The following is a 16,781-nucleotide window of genomic DNA, read 5'->3' as shown; positions in this document are numbered from 1 at the left end:
GCTGGTCGAGCAGCGGCGCCTCGAGGCCCCCGCTCGGTCAGCGGCTGTCGGCCAGGCGCATCGTGCCGCCGGCCTGGGCGGCGAAGGCGCGGGCGGTCGCCGCGATGGTGCGCTGCATGACCCGCGCCGCGGCGGTCGGCGCGAGGTCCGCCGGGCGCGCGAGGCTGATCGTCCGGGTCAGCGTGGGCTTCTCGAGCGTCGGCTCCTCGATGCGGATCGAGCGCAGCCCCGGGCGCCCCTGCAGCACCATCGCCGGGACGACCGCGACGCCCAGGCCCCGCTCGGCGAAGCGCAGCACCGCGTCCATCTCGGCGCCCTCCAGCACCACGTCCGGCTCCAGGCCCGCGGCGGCGAACGCGGCGTCGGTCGTGCGGCGCAGGTCGTAGCTGGAGTTGAAGACGATCTGCGGGAGGCGGGCGACCGCGGCCAGGTCGAGCGCGCCGGTCGCGGCGAGGGGAGGCTCCGCGGCGGAGGAGACCACGACGAGCTCCTCGACGAGCAGCGGCGTCACCGTGAAGGCGCCGGGAGCGGCCGCGGTCGAGGTCGTCACCAGCGCCAGGTCGAGCTCGCCCCGTGCCAGCTGGTCGAAGAGGCTCCGCGACCCGTCCTCGGCGAGGTGCAGCTCCACGGCGGGATGCGCGGAGTGGAACGCGTGCAGCACCTCCGCGACGAGGCTGATGCAGAGCGTCGGCGTCGCGCCGAACCGCACCCGGCCGCGCTCGAGCCCGGCCAGCTCGGCCAGCTCGCGGCGCACCGATCCGGCGTCGGCGAGCATGCGCCGGGCGAGCGGCAGCAGCAGCTCCCCGGCCGGTGTGAGGGTGCTGCCGGAGCGCGCCCGGTGGAAGAGCTCGGAGCCGAGGTCCTGCTCCAGCGCGGCGATCCGGCGGCTCAGCGAGGGCTGCGCGAGATGCAGCTCCTCGGCGGCGCGGGTGAAGCTGCCGAGGCGGGCGACCTCGACGAATCCGGTGAGCTGCTCGAGATCCATATGCATACCCTATGCGCATGGCTGTGCCCAGCATTATGCATTGGAGTAATCGAAGCGCCGTGCCTAGCGTGGAGGCATGACCACTTCAGAGACCACCGCACCGGAGCGTCGGATCTCCACCTCCGTCCTCGTCATCGGCACCGGCGGATCGGGCCTGCGCGCCGCGATCGAGCTCGCCGAGGCGGGCGTGGACGTCCTCGCGCTCGGCAAGCGCTCGAAGTCGGACGCGCACACCTCCCTCGCCGCCGGCGGCATCAACGCCGCCCTCGCCACGATGGACCCCGACGACAGCTGGCAGCAGCACGCGGCCGACACCATCACCGAGTCCTACCAGCTCGCCAACCCGCACACGGTCGAGATCGTCACCTCCAACGCCGCCCGCGGCATCCAGGACCTCGAGCGCTACGGCATGCCGTTCGCCCGCGAGGACGACGGCCGCATCTCGCAGCGCTTCTTCGGCGCGCACACCTACCGCCGGACCGCCTTCGCGGGCGACTACACCGGCCTCGAGATCCAGCGCACGCTCGTCAACCGGGCCGCCCAGCTCGAGATCCCGATCCTGGACACCGTGTACGTCACGCGCATCCTCGTCAACGAGGACGGAGCAGTGTTCGGCGCCTACGGCTTCGACCTCGTCGACGGCACCCGCTACCTGATCCACGCGGATGCGGTGATCCTCGCCGCGGGCGGGCACAACCGCATCTGGCGCCGCACCTCCTCCCGCCGCGACGAGAACACGGGCGACTCGTTCCGCCTGGCCGTCGAGGCCGGCGGCCGCCTGCGCGACCCCGAGCTCGTCCAGTTCCACCCGTCGGGCATCATCGAGCCCGAGAACGCGGCGGGCACGCTGATCTCCGAAGCGGCCCGCGGGGAGGGCGGCATCCTCCGCAACGGCCTCGGCGAGCGCTTCATGGGCAAGTACGAACCCGAGCGCCTCGAGCTCTCGACCCGCGACCGCGTCGCCCTCGCCTGCTACACCGAGATCAAGGAGGGTCGCGGCACGCCCAACGGCGGGGTCTGGCTCGACGTCTCGCACCTGCCGCGCGAGACGATCATGACCCGGCTGCCGCGGGTGTACCAGACGATGCTCGAGCTGCAGATGCTCGACATCACGAAGGACCCGATCGAGATCGCGCCCACGGCGCACTACTCGATGGGCGGGGTCTGGGTGCGCTCGGACGACCACAGCACCGACGTCCCCGGGCTCTACGCGATCGGAGAGGCCTCCAGCGGACTGCACGGCGCCAACCGCCTCGGCGGCAACTCGCTGATCGAGCTGCTGGTCTTCGGCCGGATCGTCGGGCAGGCGGCGGCGGAGTACTCCGCCTCACTGACCGCCCAGACGCGCTCGGCCGCGTCCGTCCAGGTCGCCCGCGACGAGATCGCCGGCCTGCTCGCGGCCGACGGCGCCGAGAACGTCCGCGCTCTGCAGCGCGCGATCCGCAACACGATGACCGAGCACGCCGGAGTCGTCCGCGACGAGGAGGGCCTGCTCGCCGGGCTCGCCGAGCTGGACGCGATCGAGGCGCGCATCGCCGACATCGGCGTGCACCCGGACATCGCCGGCTTCCAGGACCTCGCCCACGCCTTCGACCTCAAGTCGGCCGCGATGGCCGCGCGGGCCACCCTCGAGGCAGCGCTCGAGCGCCGGGAGAGCCGCGGCTGCCACAACCGCAGCGACTACCCGGACATCGACCCGGCCCTCCAGGTGAACCTCGTCTGGTCGCCCTCCACGGGGATCACGCGCGAGGAGATCCCCGCGGTGCCGGAGGAGATCCAGGCGCTGATCAGCGGCGAGGTCGCCACCGCGGGCAAGCTGCTCGAGTAGCCGGAACCGCGACGGCACGACGCCGGCTCCCTCCCGCGGGGCCGGCGTCGCGCCGTGCGCGGCGCTCGCCGCCCCGCCCGGATCCGCACCGCCGGTTCGTCGGCGCAGGCGCCGCGCTGGTCTACGGTGAAGCCACGGTGCCGCCGGAGCATCCGTCCAGGAGGAGCAGACGATGCCGCCCGAAGGCCAAGGATTCTCGCCCGAGCCGCTGCAGAACATCGTCGAGCGCCTGGCGGGGGTGCTGGGGCGCTCGGTCGCCGTCGACGACGCGGAGCTGCAGCTCCTCGCGCACAGCGCCCACTTCGGCGACGAGGACTCCGCCCGGGTGGAGTCGCTGGTGGGGCGCTCGGTGACGCCGGAGCGGGCGGAGTGGGCCCGGCAGGCCGGCGTGCTGCGCGCGACCGCGGCGTTCTTCACCGACGCGGCGCCCGAGCTGGGCCTCCGGCGGCGGTACGTCGCTCCCGTGCGCGTCGACCGCGAGCTCGCCGCGGTGATCTGGATCATCGACGACGAGACCCTCACGGCCGCGGACTTCGACGCCGTCGACCGCGCGGTCGACGACATGCGGACCGTGCTCGTCCGCCGCGCGATGACCTTCGACGACGGCCTCCAGCAGGTCGAGGCGCAGGTGCTCGCGCTCCTCTCGGACCGGTCGGACGACCGGGTCGACGCGGCCGAGGAGATCGCGGCGGCGGGGATCTTCCGCGGCTGCGTCGCGTACCAGGTGCTCGGCCTGGTGATCGCGAAGGGCGAGGGCGACCGCTCGATCGGCGCCCCGGTCCGTGTGATCGCGCGAGCCGTCGCGCAGCACAGCTCCGGTGCCGCCGTCGCGCGGACCGACCAGGGCGTGGTCGTGCTGGTCGGCTACTCGGTCGCACCCGCCGAGGACCGGATCGCCGCGCTCGTCGAGTCGCTCCGCCGCGGCCTCGACGGCGCGGGCATCGCGGCGACGATCGGGGTCGGGGCGCTCGTGCCCGGGCTCGACGGCGTGCTGCACTCGCACGAGCAGGCCGAGTGCGCGGCGCGGGTCGCGGGAGCGACGGAGGCGGGCGCGGTCCGCTGGGACGAGTCGGGGCTCGATGGGATGCTCGCGGCGCTGCTCCCCGAGACACTGCGGTCGCACCTGGTTCCGCCCGAGCTCGGGCGGGCCATGCAGGAGCAGTCCGAGGACAACATCCTCGCGGTGCGGACCTTCCTCGCGAACGCGGGCAACGTCGTGCAGACCGGCGCCGACCTGCACCTGCACCGCACCACCGTCTACTACCGGCTCGGCCGCTTCGCCGAGACGACCGGGCTCGACCTCGCCGACGGCGACACCCGGCTGATGCTGCAGCTCTGGTTCCGGATGTCGCCCTACGTCCGGATCACCGAGGGCTGACCCTCCGACAGCCGTCGAGCCGCCCCCTCCGCCCCTTCGACAGCAGCACGTGCCCCCGGGACCCCCGCTCTGCCTACCATCGGGCATGCCTTCGAATCCTGGACCCGTCTGCGTCGTCGGCGCGGGCATCATCGGCGCCTCGGCCGCCCTCCACCTGATCGAGCTCGGCGCCCGCGACGTCACGGTGATCGACGCCGGCTCGCCGCTGAGCGGCACCACCCCGGCCGGAGCCGGCTTCGTCGCCCGCTACGGCGCCGACAGCAACCGCCGGATCGGCACCCACGCCGTGCCCCTCGAGGAGTACGGCCTCTCCTTCTACCGGGGCCTGCACGACGCCGGCGTCGAGATCGAGTTCGCCGCCAACGGCAACATCGCGATCGCCCGCACCGAGACGACCCTCACCACCCTCGTCGAGGGCATCGTGCGCCACCCGCTGGCGTCCCCCGGGACCCGCGCGCTGGACGCGGACGAGGTCGCGTCGATGACCTTCGGCGCGGTCGACCCGGCGAGCGTCGTCGGCGGAGTGCTGCTCCCCGAGGCGATCCAGGTCACCACCGGGCTCGCGCTCCAGGAGGTCCTCCGCCGCGCGGAGGCGCTGGGCGTCCGCTTCTCGTGGGGCACCGAGGCGACCGGGATCCGCCGGGACGGCGACCGGGTGACCGGTGTCGAGACCACGGCGGGTGTCGTCGACGCGGCGACCGTGGTGCTCGCCGCCGGAGCCTGGACCCCGGCGCTCCTGGGCACCGTGGGCCGGGCGCTCCCGCTCATCCCCACCGTCGCCACCCGCTTCGTCTCGGAGCAGGCCGGGCTCTCGCCGCTGATGCCGACGATCCAGAGCCTCGACCTGGGCCTGTGGCTGCGCGAGCTGCGCGGCGCGTTCTCGTGGGGCGGCGGCTTCGCCTACCGCCGCGTCTCGGTGCTGGAGCGCGAGGAGGGGCTGGCGCGTGCGTTCGCCCGCCCCGTCTCGCCGCAGCTGATCGAGGCTCAGCGCGACTACCAGGCGTCCGTCGCCGAGGTGTTCCCGGCGCTCGCAGGGCTCGGCACCGCCGAGATCATCCAGGGCATGCCCGTCTACTCCGTCGACGGCGGCCTCTACATCGGGCCCGTCCCCGCGTGCGACGGCCTCTGGGTGCTGGCGGGCGACAACGAGTCCGGAGTGACGCACGGGCCGGGCATGGGCCGTCTCGTCGCCGAGATGATCACCGGCACCGAGCCCTTCGCCGATCCGGAGCCGTTCCGCCTCGACCGCGTCGACCCCGCCCTCTACCCGGACGAGGCGTCGATGATCGCCGAGATGGCCGGCGACCGGGTGCTGAAGGCGATGCGCTGAAGGCCGTGCGCTGCCACCCGTGCGCTGAAGGCCCGGCGCTGAGCCGCTGACGTGCACGAGAGCCGGCCGTCCCTCCCGCTGAGCGGTGGGGGCGGCCGGCTCTCGTCAGTCCTGCGGCAGGGCCAGGGCGTCGAGGACCGCGGCCTCCGCGGCGACGGCGCGGTCCAGCTCCCGCAGGTCGACGTTCTCGTCGGGCCCGTGGACCCTCGACTCGGCGTCGGCGACGGTCGTGATGCAGAGGACCGACTCCGGGAACGCCGCCGAGAGGGCGCTGACGACGGGGATGCCGCCGCCGCCTCCGAGCAGGTCGGGCGAGCGCCCCCACGCGTCCTGCAGCGCGGCGACCACGACGCCGGAGATGCGCGCGTCGCTCCACGGCTCGCTCCGGCTCACCTCGTCCACGCGCACGTGCGCACCGAAGGGCCGCTGCGCGAGCAGGTGCGCCCGGAGCGCGGCGGCCGCGTCGTCCATCGCGAGCCCCGGCGGCACCCGGAGCGAGACGCGCGCGCGCACCCGGGGGAGCAGCACGTTCGCCGACTCCGCGATCCGCGGCGCGTCGATCGCGAGCACGGAGAGGGCGGGAGAGGCCCAGAGGGCGGTCGCGAGGTCGTCGGCGACGTGCACCCCGTCGAGCAGTCCGAGCCGGGCCCGGAAGGCGTCCGGATCGACGCGGGCGGTCGCCGGCGCGCCGACCCGCAGCCCCGGCACGGCCACCTCGCCCCGCTCGTCGTGGAGGGAGGCGGCCAGTCGGCAGAACGCGGTCAGGGCGTCGACCGCTCCTCCGCCGTTCACGCCGCTGTGCGCGGGCTCGTCCATCACGGCGACCTCGACGTCGACGGCGAGCAGCCCGCGGAGCGACTGCGTCAGCGACGGAGTGCCGCGGGCCGCGTTCACGCCGTCGTTCACGAGGACCAGCGCGGGCGCCTCCTCCAGGGCGAGCCCGGCGAGCAGGGCGGGCGCTCCGGGGGAGCCGACCTCCTCGCCGCCGTCGAGGACGACGATCAGGCCGAGCCGCCGGTCGGGGCGGAGCTCGTCGATCGCCGCGAGGTGCGCCACGACGCCGGCCTTGTTGTCGGCGCTGCCGCGTCCGGTGACCACATCCCCCCGGTGCAGCGGCACGAAGGGGTCAGACGTCCAGCCGGCGCCCGCGGGCTGCACGTCGTGATGCGCGTAGAGCAGAGCGGAGGGGACGCCGGGGAGCAGTCCGCGCGTGCCCACGACCGAGGGGCGGCCGGCGTCGTCCTCGACGAGCCGGGTGTCGAAGCCGCGCTCCCGCAGGGCGTCGGCGAGCAGGGTGGCGCTCCGGCGCAGGTCGCCGAGGCGCGAGGGATCGGCCGAGACGGTCGGCAGGGCGATGAGCTCGTCGAGCAGCCGGGCGCGCTCCCGCCGGTCCATCAGGCCACCGCCCGGACGGCGTCGTCCTCGGCCGCCACCTCGGCCAGCGCGGAGGCGAGCCGGTCGACCGCGGTCCGGGGGACGCCGGCCAGGTTGATCCGCCCCGACGGGAGCCCGTAGGCGCCGAAGTCGTGCTGGAGGCGGTGCATGGCCGTCGGCGACAGCGGGAGAGAGAGGAACAGGCCCCGCTGGTCGCGGAGGGCGGCGAAGCGGGCGGGGGCGCCGGCCGCGAGAGCGCCGCCGATGAGGCCGTCCCGGAGCCGGGTGACCCGGTTCCGCATCCGCTCGAGCTCGTCGCGCCACGAGCGCTCGAGATCCTCGTCGCCGAGGATCGTCGCCACGATGGCCGCTCCGTGGTGCGGGGGCTGCGAGTAGGCCGCCCGAGCGATCGCCTCGAGGGTGCTCATCGCACCCGGAGTGCCGGACGGGTCCAGGAGGAGGAGGGCGCAGCCGACGCGCTCGCTGTAGAGGCTGAACGCCTTCGAGCAGCTGACCGAGACGATGCCCTCCGGCACGCGGGCGAGCAGCCGCCGCATCCCCGCGAGGTCCTCCTCGAGGCCGTCGCCCAGCCCGTAGTAGGCCTGGTCGATGAAGGGGATCACGCCCGCCCGGACGATCTCGTCGGTCAGCCGGTCCCACATCGCGGGCGTCAGCGAGGCTCCGGAGGGGTTGTGGCAGTTGCCCTGGAGGAGCACCGCGTCGCCGGGCCGGGCGGAGCGCAGGGCGTCGACGGTCGGCTCCAGCCAGGGGCGGCCCGACGCGTCCAGGAAGGGGACGGCGTGGATGTCGAGGCCGGCCGCGCGCAGCACGGGGGCGTGGTTCACGTAGGAGGGGGCACCGAGGATCACGCGCCGCCCCGGCTCGAAGTGCGCGAGGAACTCGGCCAGCAGCCGCAGCGCGCCGGTGCCCGCGACGGTCTGCACGCCGATCGCCCGCTGCGCCAGGTCCTCGCCGAGGAGGAGCGCGCTCATCCGCGCCGTGAAGGCGGGGTGGCCGCTCGGCCCCCGGTACTGCTTCGACTCGCGCCGCCCGAGCAGGAGGCGCTCCGCGTCGTGGACGGCGTCCATCACAGGGGCCTGCAGGTTCTCGTCGCGGTACACGCCGAGGGTCAGGTCGAGGCGGTCGGGCCGGGGGTCGGCGGCGTAGCGGCGGGTGAGCTCCCAGACGGGGTCGGGAGCGAGGCTGTGCGCGGTGACGATCATCGGTGGCTCCTGGAGGGGGTCGGGCGGGAGAGGGAGGGGACGGGGTCGGGCACGGGCGGGGCGGTCCGGCGCGCCGTGCTCGCGACGATCACGCCGAGCACGATCAGGGCGAGCCCGACGACCTCGCTCGCCGGCAGCGTCTCGCCGAAGAGCGGCAGCGCGACCAGGGCGGTGACGACGGGGCTCAGCGACCCGAAGGCCGCGGCGCGGCCCGCGCCCAGGGAGCGGACGGCGACGGTGTAGGCGAGCGCGGCGACGATCCCGACGCCGACGCCCTGGACGAGGCCGAACACCGCGACGGCGCTCGGATCGGCCGACCCCGAGAACAGGGTGGAGGGCAGGGCGCCGGTGACCGCCGCGACGAGGCTCAGGAGGAAGGAGGGGGCGCAGACCACCACGAGCACCGCGACCGGGGTCAGCCGGGTCCGCCGGAGGCCCAGCGTGTACACGGCCCAGAGGATCCCGGCGGCGAGCAGGATGCCGATGCCCAGGGCGACCGACGCCGCCGAGGTGAGCACCACGATGACGACGACGCCGACGACGATCGCGCCCAGTCCGGCCAGGCGGGCGCCGCTCGGGCGCTCGCGCATCAGCAGGAGCGCGAGCAGAGCGACGAAGACCGGCACCGAGCCGGGGATCACCAGGCCCACGAGCGCCGCGCTCGTCAGGCTCCCGCCCGCGGCGGCCGTGAGGAAGTAGGGCAGCCCGGCGCCGACCGCGAGGCAGGCGAGGGTGAGCGGCGACTCGCGCCGGATCGCCCGGATCGCGCCGGGGAGCGCCGGTGCCAGCACCAGCAGCGGGATCCCGAAGCGCAGGAGCGCGACGTCGACCGTGGTGAGGCCCGACCCGCCGATCCCGCGGATGCTCAGGGCGAATCCGGCCCAGGTGGCCACGGTCGCGATCATCGCGACGGTCCCGGTGAGGGCGGATCTGGTCATGGCGGTCCTCTCGGCGGGGCCGGTTGATGCCGACCCTCCGAGGCTAGGTCGGGGGAGGAGGCTGGCGATTGCGGATCCGAGCGCGGAATCCGGTGGTAGCGGCAGGATCTGCCAGGATCGGCGGTATGGACGACATCGACATGCGCATCCTGCAGGAGCTCCAGCAGGACGGCCGGCTCAGCAACCAGGACCTCGCCGACCGGGTGGGCCTCTCGCCCTCACCGTGTCTGCGCCGCGTGCGCCGGCTCGAGGAGGACGGCGTGCTGATCGGCTACCGCGCCGTCGTCGACCCCCGCGCGGTGGGCCTGGCCATCACCGCCTTCGTGCGCCTGCGCCTCGAGAGCCACAGCCCCGAGATCGTCGAGCAGGTCGAGACGGCCATTCGCGGGATCCCCCACGTGACGGAGGCGTACCTGATGGCGGGCGACAGCGACTTCCTCCTCAAGATCGCCGTCGAGGACCTCGAGGGGTACGAGACGCTGGTGCGCACGAGGATCCGGATGATCCCCGCCCTGGCCTCGATCGAGACCTCCTTCGCCTACGGAGTGACCAAGCCGCAGTCCCCTCTTCCCGCGCGCAGGTGAGCGCGCGAGGCGCTCCGGAGCCGTTCAGACAGCTGTCGGAACGGCCGCTCCGAGAACGCGAATCCTGACGGCGAGGAGCGCCTGACCCACTCCCTAGCGTGAGACGGGCCGGAGCGACCGGCCCTGCCGGAAGGAGCCCCGTGTCCGTCTCACTGCCCCTCGTCCTCCCCGGGCGTCGCGGCGTGAAGAGCGCCTCGAACCCTCTCCTGCGCTATCTCTTCCTCCGCTTCCTGCTGATCGTCCCGACGGTGCTCATCCTCGTCACGATGGTCTTCTTCCTGATGCGCCTGACCGGCGATCCGATCACCGCCGCCCTCGGCGGACGGCTCTCCGGGGCCGAGCTGGCCGCCCGGGTGGCCGCCGCCGGCTACGACCGCCCCGTGCTGGTGCAGTACGTCGACTACCTCGGGGGCGTCCTGCGCGGCGACTTCGGCACCACCATCAGCGACAACCGCCCGGTCACCGAGGTCCTCGCCGTGTACGGCGCCGCCACCTTCGAGCTCGCCGTCTACGCGCTCCTGGTCGCCCTGGTCGTCGGCGTGCCGCTCGGCGCGATCGCCGCCCGCAAGCGGGACCGGACGCCCGACATCGTCCTGCGGGTCCTCGCGATCCTCAGCTACGCGACCCCCGTCTTCTTCGCCGGGCTCCTGCTCAAGCTCGTCTTCGGCGTCGTCCTCGACGTGGTGCCCACGGCGGGCCGCTCGAGCACCGGGACGGAGCTGATGCTCACGACGCTGCAGCAGCCGACCGGGCTCTTCCTCGTCGACGCGCTGCGCTCCGGGAGCAGCTCCGCAGTGACCGACGTGCTCGCCCACGCGGTCCTCCCGGGCCTCACGCTCGGCCTGCTCACCGCGGGCACCTTCCTCCGCCTCGTGCGAACCAACATGATCGGCACCCTGCAGGCGGGCTACGTCGAGGCCGGCCGCTCCCGCGGGGTCTCGGAGGGGAGGCTCGTCTCCCGCCACGCCTTCCGGCCCGCCCTCATCCCGATCATCACCGTCATCGGCATGCAGATCGCGATGCTCCTGGGCGGTGCGGTCCTCACCGAGACCACGTTCGAGTGGCGCGGGCTGGGCTTCATGCTCGGCCAGTACCTCGCCGCCCGCGACTTCGTCGCCGTGCAGGGGATCGTCGCGGTGCTCGCCATCATCGTCGCCGTCACGAACTTCGCGGTGGACGTCCTCGCCGCCCTGATCGACCCCCGAGTGAGGTTCTGACATGACGACCGTCTCCGCTCCGCCGCGTCCGCTGCGGGACCGCCTCCCCCTCGTCGCGCAGGTGCGCAGCAGCACCGGGTCCCAGCGGGCGATGCTCCTGATCGGCCTCGCGCTGGTCGGCGCCCTCGTGATCGTCGCCGCGTGCGCGCCGCTGCTGGCCCCGTTCGGCTACGACCAGCTCGCCGTCGACGGCCGCAACTTCGGCGCGCAGCAGCCGCCCGGCGGGCAGCACCTGCTGGGCACCACGGTCGGCGGCTACGACGTCCTCTCGCGCACCCTGTGGGGAGCGCGGACCGCGGTCCAGGTGATCGCCCTGTCGCTCCTGACCTCGGTCGCGGCGGGCGTGCTGCTCGGCGCGGTGTCGGGCTACGTCGGCGGCTGGCTCGACAGGATCCTCGTGGTCGTCGCCGACGCCGTGTACGCCTTCCCGAGCCTCCTGCTCGCGATCGTCCTGTCGATCGTGATCTCGGGCGGCCAGTCGAGCCTGTGGGGCGGAGTCCTCGCCGCGGCGATGTCGATCACCGTCGTCTTCGTGCCGCAGTACTTCCGGGTGGTCAGGGCGGAGGTGCTCCGGGTCGTCTCCGAGTCCTTCGTGGAGTCGGCGCGCGTGATGGGCGCGCGGGACCGGCGGATCCTGATCCGCCACGTGCTCCGCAACTCCACCCGCACCCTGCCCGTGATCATCACGCTGAACGCCTCCGAGGCGATCATGACGCTGGCCGGCCTCGGCTTCCTCGGCTTCGGCATCGAGCCCACCTCCGCCGCCGAGTGGGGCTACGACCTCAACCGCTCGGTGCAGGACGTCACGAGCGGGATCTGGTGGACCTGCGTCGCTCCCGGCGCCGCGATCATGATCGTCGTGCTCGGGATCACCCTCGTCGGCGAGAGCCTCAACGACCTGTCCGACCCCCGCCTGCGCGTCCGCCGCCGCAGCCAGAGAAAGGCCCGGCGATGACCGCCGTACTGAGCATCCGCGACCTCCGCGTCGTCTTCGACACCGACCACGGCCCGGTCCAGGCGCTCGAGGGCGTCGACCTCGACGTCGCGCCGGGGGAGATCGTCGCCCTCGTGGGGGAGTCGGGCTCTGGCAAGACCGTCACCGGCAAGGCGGTCCTCGGGCTGCTGCCGGAGTCGGCCGTCGTCTCCGGCAGCATCCGCCTCCGCCACGGCGGGAGCGACGTCGAGATCGTCGGCGCCCCCGAGAAGACGATGCGGCGGCTGCGGGGAGCGGCGGCGGCGATGGTGTTCCAGGAGCCGTCGACCGCGCTCAACCCGGTCTTCACTGTGGGCTGGCAGATCGTCGAGGGGCTCCGCGCGCACACCTCCCTCGGCCGCCGCGAGGCGCGGGCCGAGGCCGTCCGGATCCTCCGGACCGTCGGGATCCCCGATCCCGAGCGGCGGATCGACGACTACCCGCACCAGTTCTCGGGCGGGCAGAAGCAGCGGATCGTGATCGCGATGGCGCTGATCCAGGGCGCCCCGCTGATCGTGGCCGACGAGCCGACGACCGCGCTGGACGTGACCGTGCAGGCCGAGATCCTCGAGCTCCTGCGCACGCTGCGGCGCGATCTCGGCGGGTCGATGCTCCTCATCACGCACAACATGGGGGTCGTCGCCGACCTGGCCGACCGCGTGATCGTGATGAACGGCGGCCGGATCGTCGAGACCGCGGACGTGCAGTCGCTGTTCTCCGCTCCGCAGCACGAGTACACCCGCTCGCTCCTGGCCGCGGTCCCGCGGATCGGCGCGCCCGGCGCTGCGGGGCCCGAGCCCGCTCCGGGAAGCGAGCCGCTCGTCGTGGCGGAGCGGCTCGAGATCGTCTACCCGGGGCGCCTGGGCAAGCCCTCCTTCACGGCGATCGCCGACCTCTCGCTGACGCTCGCCCCCGGCGAGGTCCTGGGCCTCGTGGGGGAGTCGGGCTCGGGCAAGACGACGCTCGCCCGGACGATCGCCGGGCTGGTCCCCGCGACCGGCGGCTCGCTCCGGGTCCTCGGCTCCGAGCTCGTCGGGCGCCGCGCCTCCCTCGGTGCCGCCGCGCGCGCCGACCTCGGCTTCGTCTTCCAGGATCCGGCGACCAGCTTCAACCCGTTCCTGACCATCGGCGAGTGCATCGCCGAGCCGTTCGTCATCCACGGGCGCGCGGAGTCGGCCGCCGGCGTGCGCGAGGAGGTCCTGGATCTGCTCGACGCGGTCCGCCTGCCCCGCGCCTTCGCCGACCGCTTCCCCCACGAGCTCTCCGGCGGGCAGCGGCAGCGGGCCTCGCTCGCCCGGGCCATCGCGCTGCGCCCGCGCCTGCTCATCGCCGACGAGCCGACCAGCGCGCTCGACGTCTCCGTGCAGGCGACCGTGCTCGAGCTGTTCGCCGAGCTGCAGGGCGCGCTCGGCTTCGGCTGCCTCTTCGTCAGCCACGACCTCGCCGTCGTCGACCGCGTGGCCGGCCGGGTGGTCGTCCTGCGGCAGGGCGCGGTCGTGGAGCAGGGGTCGACCGCCGAGGTGCTCCGCTCGCCCCGCGAGGCGTACACGCAGAAGCTCCTGGCATCGCTCCCCGTGCCGGATCCCGCGCTCCAGCGCGCGGCCCGGGAGGCGCTGGCCGCCGCGAGCCGGGACGAGCTGGCGGCCGCGGGCTGACGGCGGGCCGGACCGGGCGGCACCTGGTCCGGCTCAGCGGGCGTCCGTTCCTGCGGGCGCCCGCCTCGGCGCGCGTCCGGTCGGGCAGGCGTCCGCTCAAGCGTGTCCGGTCGGGCAGGCGTCCGCTCCTGCGAGGGTCGGTCGGTCAGGCGTCCGCCCCGGTGCGCGCCCGCTCCGCAGGCCGTCCGCCCTACAGGACCGGACCGGCGAGCACCGGACGCGCCGTCGCGGCGAAGCGGCGGGGGGCGGCGACGCCCTCGGACAGGTCCGCGAGGACCCGCCCGATCGCCGGGGTGAACTTGAACCCGTGGCCGGAGAAGCCCGCTCCGACGACGATCGGCCCGCTGCGGTCGAGGATGAAGTCCTCGTTGCGGGTCATCGTGTACGTGCAGCTGATGACGTCGCAGACCTCCGCGTCAGCGCCCGGGATCCACTCCGCCACGTAGCGGCGGAGGGCCGCGAGCTGCTCGGCGACCGGGCGGCGGGTGCGGGCGTCCGGATCGACGCTCCTGCCCACTCCGTGCCAGCCGACCTTCAGGCCCTCGCCCGGCGTGAGCATGCCGTAGACGGGGCTGAGGAAGTACGCGTGGTCGGCGCGGTCCGGGTCGGGCGTGTGGTTGAAGCTCGGCCACGCCGCGTCGGGCATGCGGAGCCGGAAGTGCGCGGGGTGCTCCTCCGAGACCCGGAGGGGGCGCAGCGGCACGAGGCCGGCGAGGAGGGGCTGCGTCCATGCTCCCGCGGTGACGACGACCCGTCGGGCACGGTACTCGGTGTCGTCGGTCGTCACGATCACGGTGTCCGGTCCGACGACGTCGATCCCGCGGACGGGGGTGTCGTAGCGGAAGCGGGCGCCGCGGCGCTCGGCGCCGGCCCGCAGCGCGAGCAGAGCGTCGGCGGCGCGGACGCGTCCGCTGCTGGGGACGTGCAGCACCTCGCTCTCGAAGCGGAGCGCCGGCCAGCGGTCGCGGGCCTCGGCGGCGGAGATCAGCTCGCTCGCGACGCCGCGGGCGCGGTGCGCCTCCCGGACCGCGCGGAGGGGACCGACGGGTCCGAGGTTCACGAGGCCGACCCGGTCGAGCAGCGTCGTGCCCTCCTCGACGCTCAGCCGGTCCCAGAGCCGGGAGGCCTCGCCGAGGAGGTCGAGGTAGTCGTCGGCGGCGTAGGCCTCGTTGAAGTTCCGGGTGCGGCCGTGGGACGCGCCGTTCTCGTGGCCGGGGCCGAACTGCTCGAGGAGCACCACGTCGGTGCCGCGCTGGGCCAGCTGCCAGGCGGTGGCGGAGCCCATCGCGCCTCCTCCGATGACGACCGTGTCGACGTTCTCACGCACCGCGACCTCTCTCTCCCGGTCCGACCCGCGCGGAACCGTGAGGACTCCACTCTGACGACGCGGAGGGTCGGCGGCCATGGACAGGTGGCGAGGGCGGAGGGCCCGGGGCACAGCAGACGTCGAACCCGGGCCCTCCCGGCCGGGCGCGGCGCCGGAGCGCGGTGCGACAGTTGTCGAAGCGAGCGGCCGCAGACCCCGACGACTACTCGACGCCGGACGCACGCTCCCTCGGCACCATGGACCCAGCGCCCCGGCGTCCCTCCCTCATCCCCGCCGCACGGCTGACCCGCAAGGAGTTCCCCATGAGATCCCGAGTACTGGCTCCCCTCGTCGCCGGTGCGGCGATGGCCGTCGCCCTCACCGCCTGCTCGCCGGGCACCACCGGAGCCCAGGCGCCCCCCGGGATCCTCCTGGGGACCACGGACAAGGTCACCGCCCTGGATCCCGCCGGCTCCTGGGACCTCGGCTCGGCGACGCTGCAGAACCAGGTCTTCTCCTGGCTGCTGACCTCCGCCCCCGGATCGACGGATCCCGTGCCGGACCTCGCGGCCTCGGCCGAGTTCACCGACCCCACCCACTACCGCGTCGCCCTGCGCGAGGACGCCGCCTTCGCCAACGGCAATCCGCTCACCGCCTCGGACGTGGTCTTCACCTTCGAGCGCCAGGTGGCGATCGCCGCTCCGAACGGCCCCTCGTCGCTGCTCTCGGACATGGTCTCGGTCGAGGCGGAGGACGACTCCACCGTCGTCTTCACACTGGCCACCCCGGACAACGCCCTCTGGCCCCAGATCCTCACCAGCCCCGCCGCCGCGATCGTCGACGAGGACGTCTTCTCGGCCGACTCCCTCACCACCGACGACGACATCGTCGCCGGCGACGCCTTCAGCGGGCAGTACTCCATCACGAGCTACAAGCTGAACTCGCTCGTGCAGCTCACCCGCAACGACTCCTACGACGGCCTCCTCGGCGCCGCCGCCAACGAGTCCGTGATCGTCCGCTACTACGCGGACGAGAGCAACCTCAAGCTCGACATCCAGCGCGGCGAGATCGCGGTCGCCTACCGCACGCTGAACGCGACCGACACCGAGGACCTCCGCGGCGAGGAGGGCCTGACGGTGCACTCCGGTCCCGGTGCCGAGATGCGCTTCCTGGTCTTCAACCCCGAGACCATGCCCTACGGCTCCGCGACCTCCGAGGCCGACGCCGACAAGGCGCTCGCCGTCCGCACCGCCGTCGCCGACCTGATCGACCGCGACGAGCTGTCGGACCAGGTCTACAAGGGCACCTACGCGCCGGTCTACTCGATCGTCCCCAGCGCTCTGACCGGATCGACGCCGGCGTACGAGCAGGCCTTCGGCGACGGGAGCGGCGGTCCCAGCGCGGACGAGGCCGCCGCCGCGCTCCAGGCGGCCGGGATCACCGGTCCCGTCGACCTCAAGCTGCAGTACAACACCGACCACTACGGCTCCAGCACCTCGGACGAGTACGCGCTCATCAAGAACCAGCTCGAGCGCAGCGGGCTGTTCACGGTCGACCTGCAGTCGACGGAGTGGACGCAGTACGTGAAGGAGAAGTCGACCTCCTACCCGCTCTACCAGCAGGGCTGGTTCGCGGACTACCCGGACTCGGACAACTACCTGAACCTGCTCTACGGCACCGACGAGGCCCCCTCCATCCTCGGCGCCGCCGTGAAGGACGACGCCTACAACGAGGTCGTGCTGCGCGAGCGGAGCCTGGCCCCCGGCGACGAGCGCACCGCGGCGATCGAGGAGGCGCAGCGCCTCGCGGCGGAGAAGGCGATCACCGTGCCGCTCCTCGAGGGCACGGAGACCGTCATCGCCTCCTCCACGATCTCGGGCATCGACGACACGCTCGACGGCTCCGGCCGATTCCGCTTCGGGCTGCTCCGGAGCGAGTGATCGGGGCGCGCTGATCGGCCGGACGGGCCGCGGCGCCGCAGGAGGGGGAG

Annotated in this window: 13 protein-coding genes; 8 read left to right on the top strand and 5 right to left on the bottom strand. The window is 73.9% G+C overall.

The window, feature by feature from the left end; translation table 11 throughout:
- Positions 1 to 37: 37 nt before the first annotated feature.
- Positions 38 to 991 (bottom strand): LysR family transcriptional regulator, encoded by a 954-nt coding sequence (locus GTU71_RS09895; RefSeq protein WP_159939817.1) that lies wholly within the window; start codon positions 989 to 991, stop codon positions 38 to 40.
- A 70-nt stretch (positions 992 to 1,061) separates the two neighbouring features.
- Between GTU71_RS09895 and GTU71_RS09890 the strand changes: the two genes are divergently transcribed.
- The 3 genes from GTU71_RS09890 (at position 1,062) to GTU71_RS09880 (ending at position 5,521) form a co-directional block, all read left to right on the top strand.
- Complete coding sequence (locus GTU71_RS09890; protein ID WP_159939815.1) at positions 1,062 to 2,813, top strand: FAD-dependent oxidoreductase; 1,752 nt, start codon at positions 1,062 to 1,064, stop codon at positions 2,811 to 2,813.
- A 172-nt stretch (positions 2,814 to 2,985) separates the two neighbouring features.
- Complete coding sequence (locus GTU71_RS09885) at positions 2,986 to 4,191, top strand: helix-turn-helix domain-containing protein (RefSeq protein WP_159939813.1); 1,206 nt, start codon at positions 2,986 to 2,988, stop codon at positions 4,189 to 4,191.
- 85 nt (positions 4,192 to 4,276) lie between these two features.
- Positions 4,277 to 5,521 (top strand): FAD-binding oxidoreductase, encoded by a 1,245-nt coding sequence (locus GTU71_RS09880; protein WP_159939811.1) that lies wholly within the window; start codon positions 4,277 to 4,279, stop codon positions 5,519 to 5,521.
- Between the two features lie 105 nt (positions 5,522 to 5,626).
- Here the strand turns inward: GTU71_RS09880 and GTU71_RS09875 are convergent, their stop codons facing one another.
- The 3 genes from GTU71_RS09875 to GTU71_RS09865 are packed head-to-tail and all read right to left on the bottom strand — an operon-like array spanning position 5,627 to position 9,056.
- Positions 5,627 to 6,916 carry a M20/M25/M40 family metallo-hydrolase gene (locus tag GTU71_RS09875; RefSeq protein WP_159939809.1) on the bottom strand — a complete coding sequence of 430 codons (1,290 nt, stop codon included), beginning with the start codon at positions 6,914 to 6,916 and terminating at the stop codon, positions 5,627 to 5,629.
- Positions 6,916 to 8,118, bottom strand: a complete 1,203-nt coding sequence (locus GTU71_RS09870; protein ID WP_159939807.1) for an aromatic amino acid transaminase — start codon at positions 8,116 to 8,118, stop codon at positions 6,916 to 6,918. Before GTU71_RS09870 ends, GTU71_RS09875 begins: the two co-directional genes overlap by 1 nt.
- Positions 8,115 to 9,056 (bottom strand): DMT family transporter, encoded by a 942-nt coding sequence (locus GTU71_RS09865; protein ID WP_159939805.1) that lies wholly within the window; start codon positions 9,054 to 9,056, stop codon positions 8,115 to 8,117. Before GTU71_RS09865 ends, GTU71_RS09870 begins: the two co-directional genes overlap by 4 nt.
- 125 nt (positions 9,057 to 9,181) lie before the next feature.
- Between GTU71_RS09865 and GTU71_RS09860 the strand changes: the two genes are divergently transcribed.
- The 4 genes from GTU71_RS09860 to GTU71_RS09845 all read left to right on the top strand — a co-directional run bounded on the left by GTU71_RS09860 (position 9,182) and on the right by GTU71_RS09845 (position 13,485).
- Positions 9,182 to 9,640, top strand: a complete 459-nt coding sequence (locus tag GTU71_RS09860; RefSeq protein WP_104282519.1) for an Lrp/AsnC family transcriptional regulator — start codon at positions 9,182 to 9,184, stop codon at positions 9,638 to 9,640.
- 152 nt (positions 9,641 to 9,792) lie between these two features.
- On the top strand, positions 9,793 to 10,857 hold the full coding sequence (locus GTU71_RS09855; protein WP_244230686.1) for an ABC transporter permease: 1,065 nt from the start codon (positions 9,793 to 9,795) through the stop codon (positions 10,855 to 10,857).
- Position 10,858: 1 nt separating this feature from the next.
- The gene (locus tag GTU71_RS09850) at positions 10,859 to 11,812 is read left to right on the top strand and encodes an ABC transporter permease (RefSeq protein ID WP_104328278.1); all 954 of its coding nucleotides are present in this window, start codon (positions 10,859 to 10,861) and stop codon (positions 11,810 to 11,812) included.
- Positions 11,809 to 13,485: an ABC transporter ATP-binding protein gene (locus GTU71_RS09845; RefSeq protein ID WP_159939803.1), complete on the top strand. Its 1,677-nt coding sequence runs from the start codon at positions 11,809 to 11,811 to the stop codon at positions 13,483 to 13,485. The genes GTU71_RS09850 and GTU71_RS09845 overlap by 4 nt, the downstream gene beginning before the upstream one ends.
- Before the next feature lie 190 nt (positions 13,486 to 13,675).
- Here the strand turns inward: GTU71_RS09845 and GTU71_RS09840 are convergent, their stop codons facing one another.
- Positions 13,676 to 14,812, bottom strand: coding sequence for an FAD-dependent oxidoreductase (locus GTU71_RS09840; RefSeq protein WP_244230521.1), 1,137 nt, complete (start codon positions 14,810 to 14,812; stop codon positions 13,676 to 13,678).
- Positions 14,813 to 15,114: 302 nt separating this feature from the next.
- Between GTU71_RS09840 and GTU71_RS09835 the strand changes: the two genes are divergently transcribed.
- Positions 15,115 to 16,731, top strand: coding sequence for an ABC transporter substrate-binding protein (locus GTU71_RS09835; protein WP_104328281.1), 1,617 nt, complete (start codon positions 15,115 to 15,117; stop codon positions 16,729 to 16,731).
- Positions 16,732 to 16,781: the final 50 nt, after the last annotated feature.

Origin of the sequence: Rathayibacter sp. VKM Ac-2762 (assembly GCF_009866585.1) — a bacterium.
Taxonomy (GTDB): domain Bacteria; phylum Actinomycetota; class Actinomycetes; order Actinomycetales; family Microbacteriaceae; genus Rathayibacter.
Note: the sequence above shows the minus strand (reverse complement) of the source record. Positions and strands in the feature narration are given on the sequence as shown.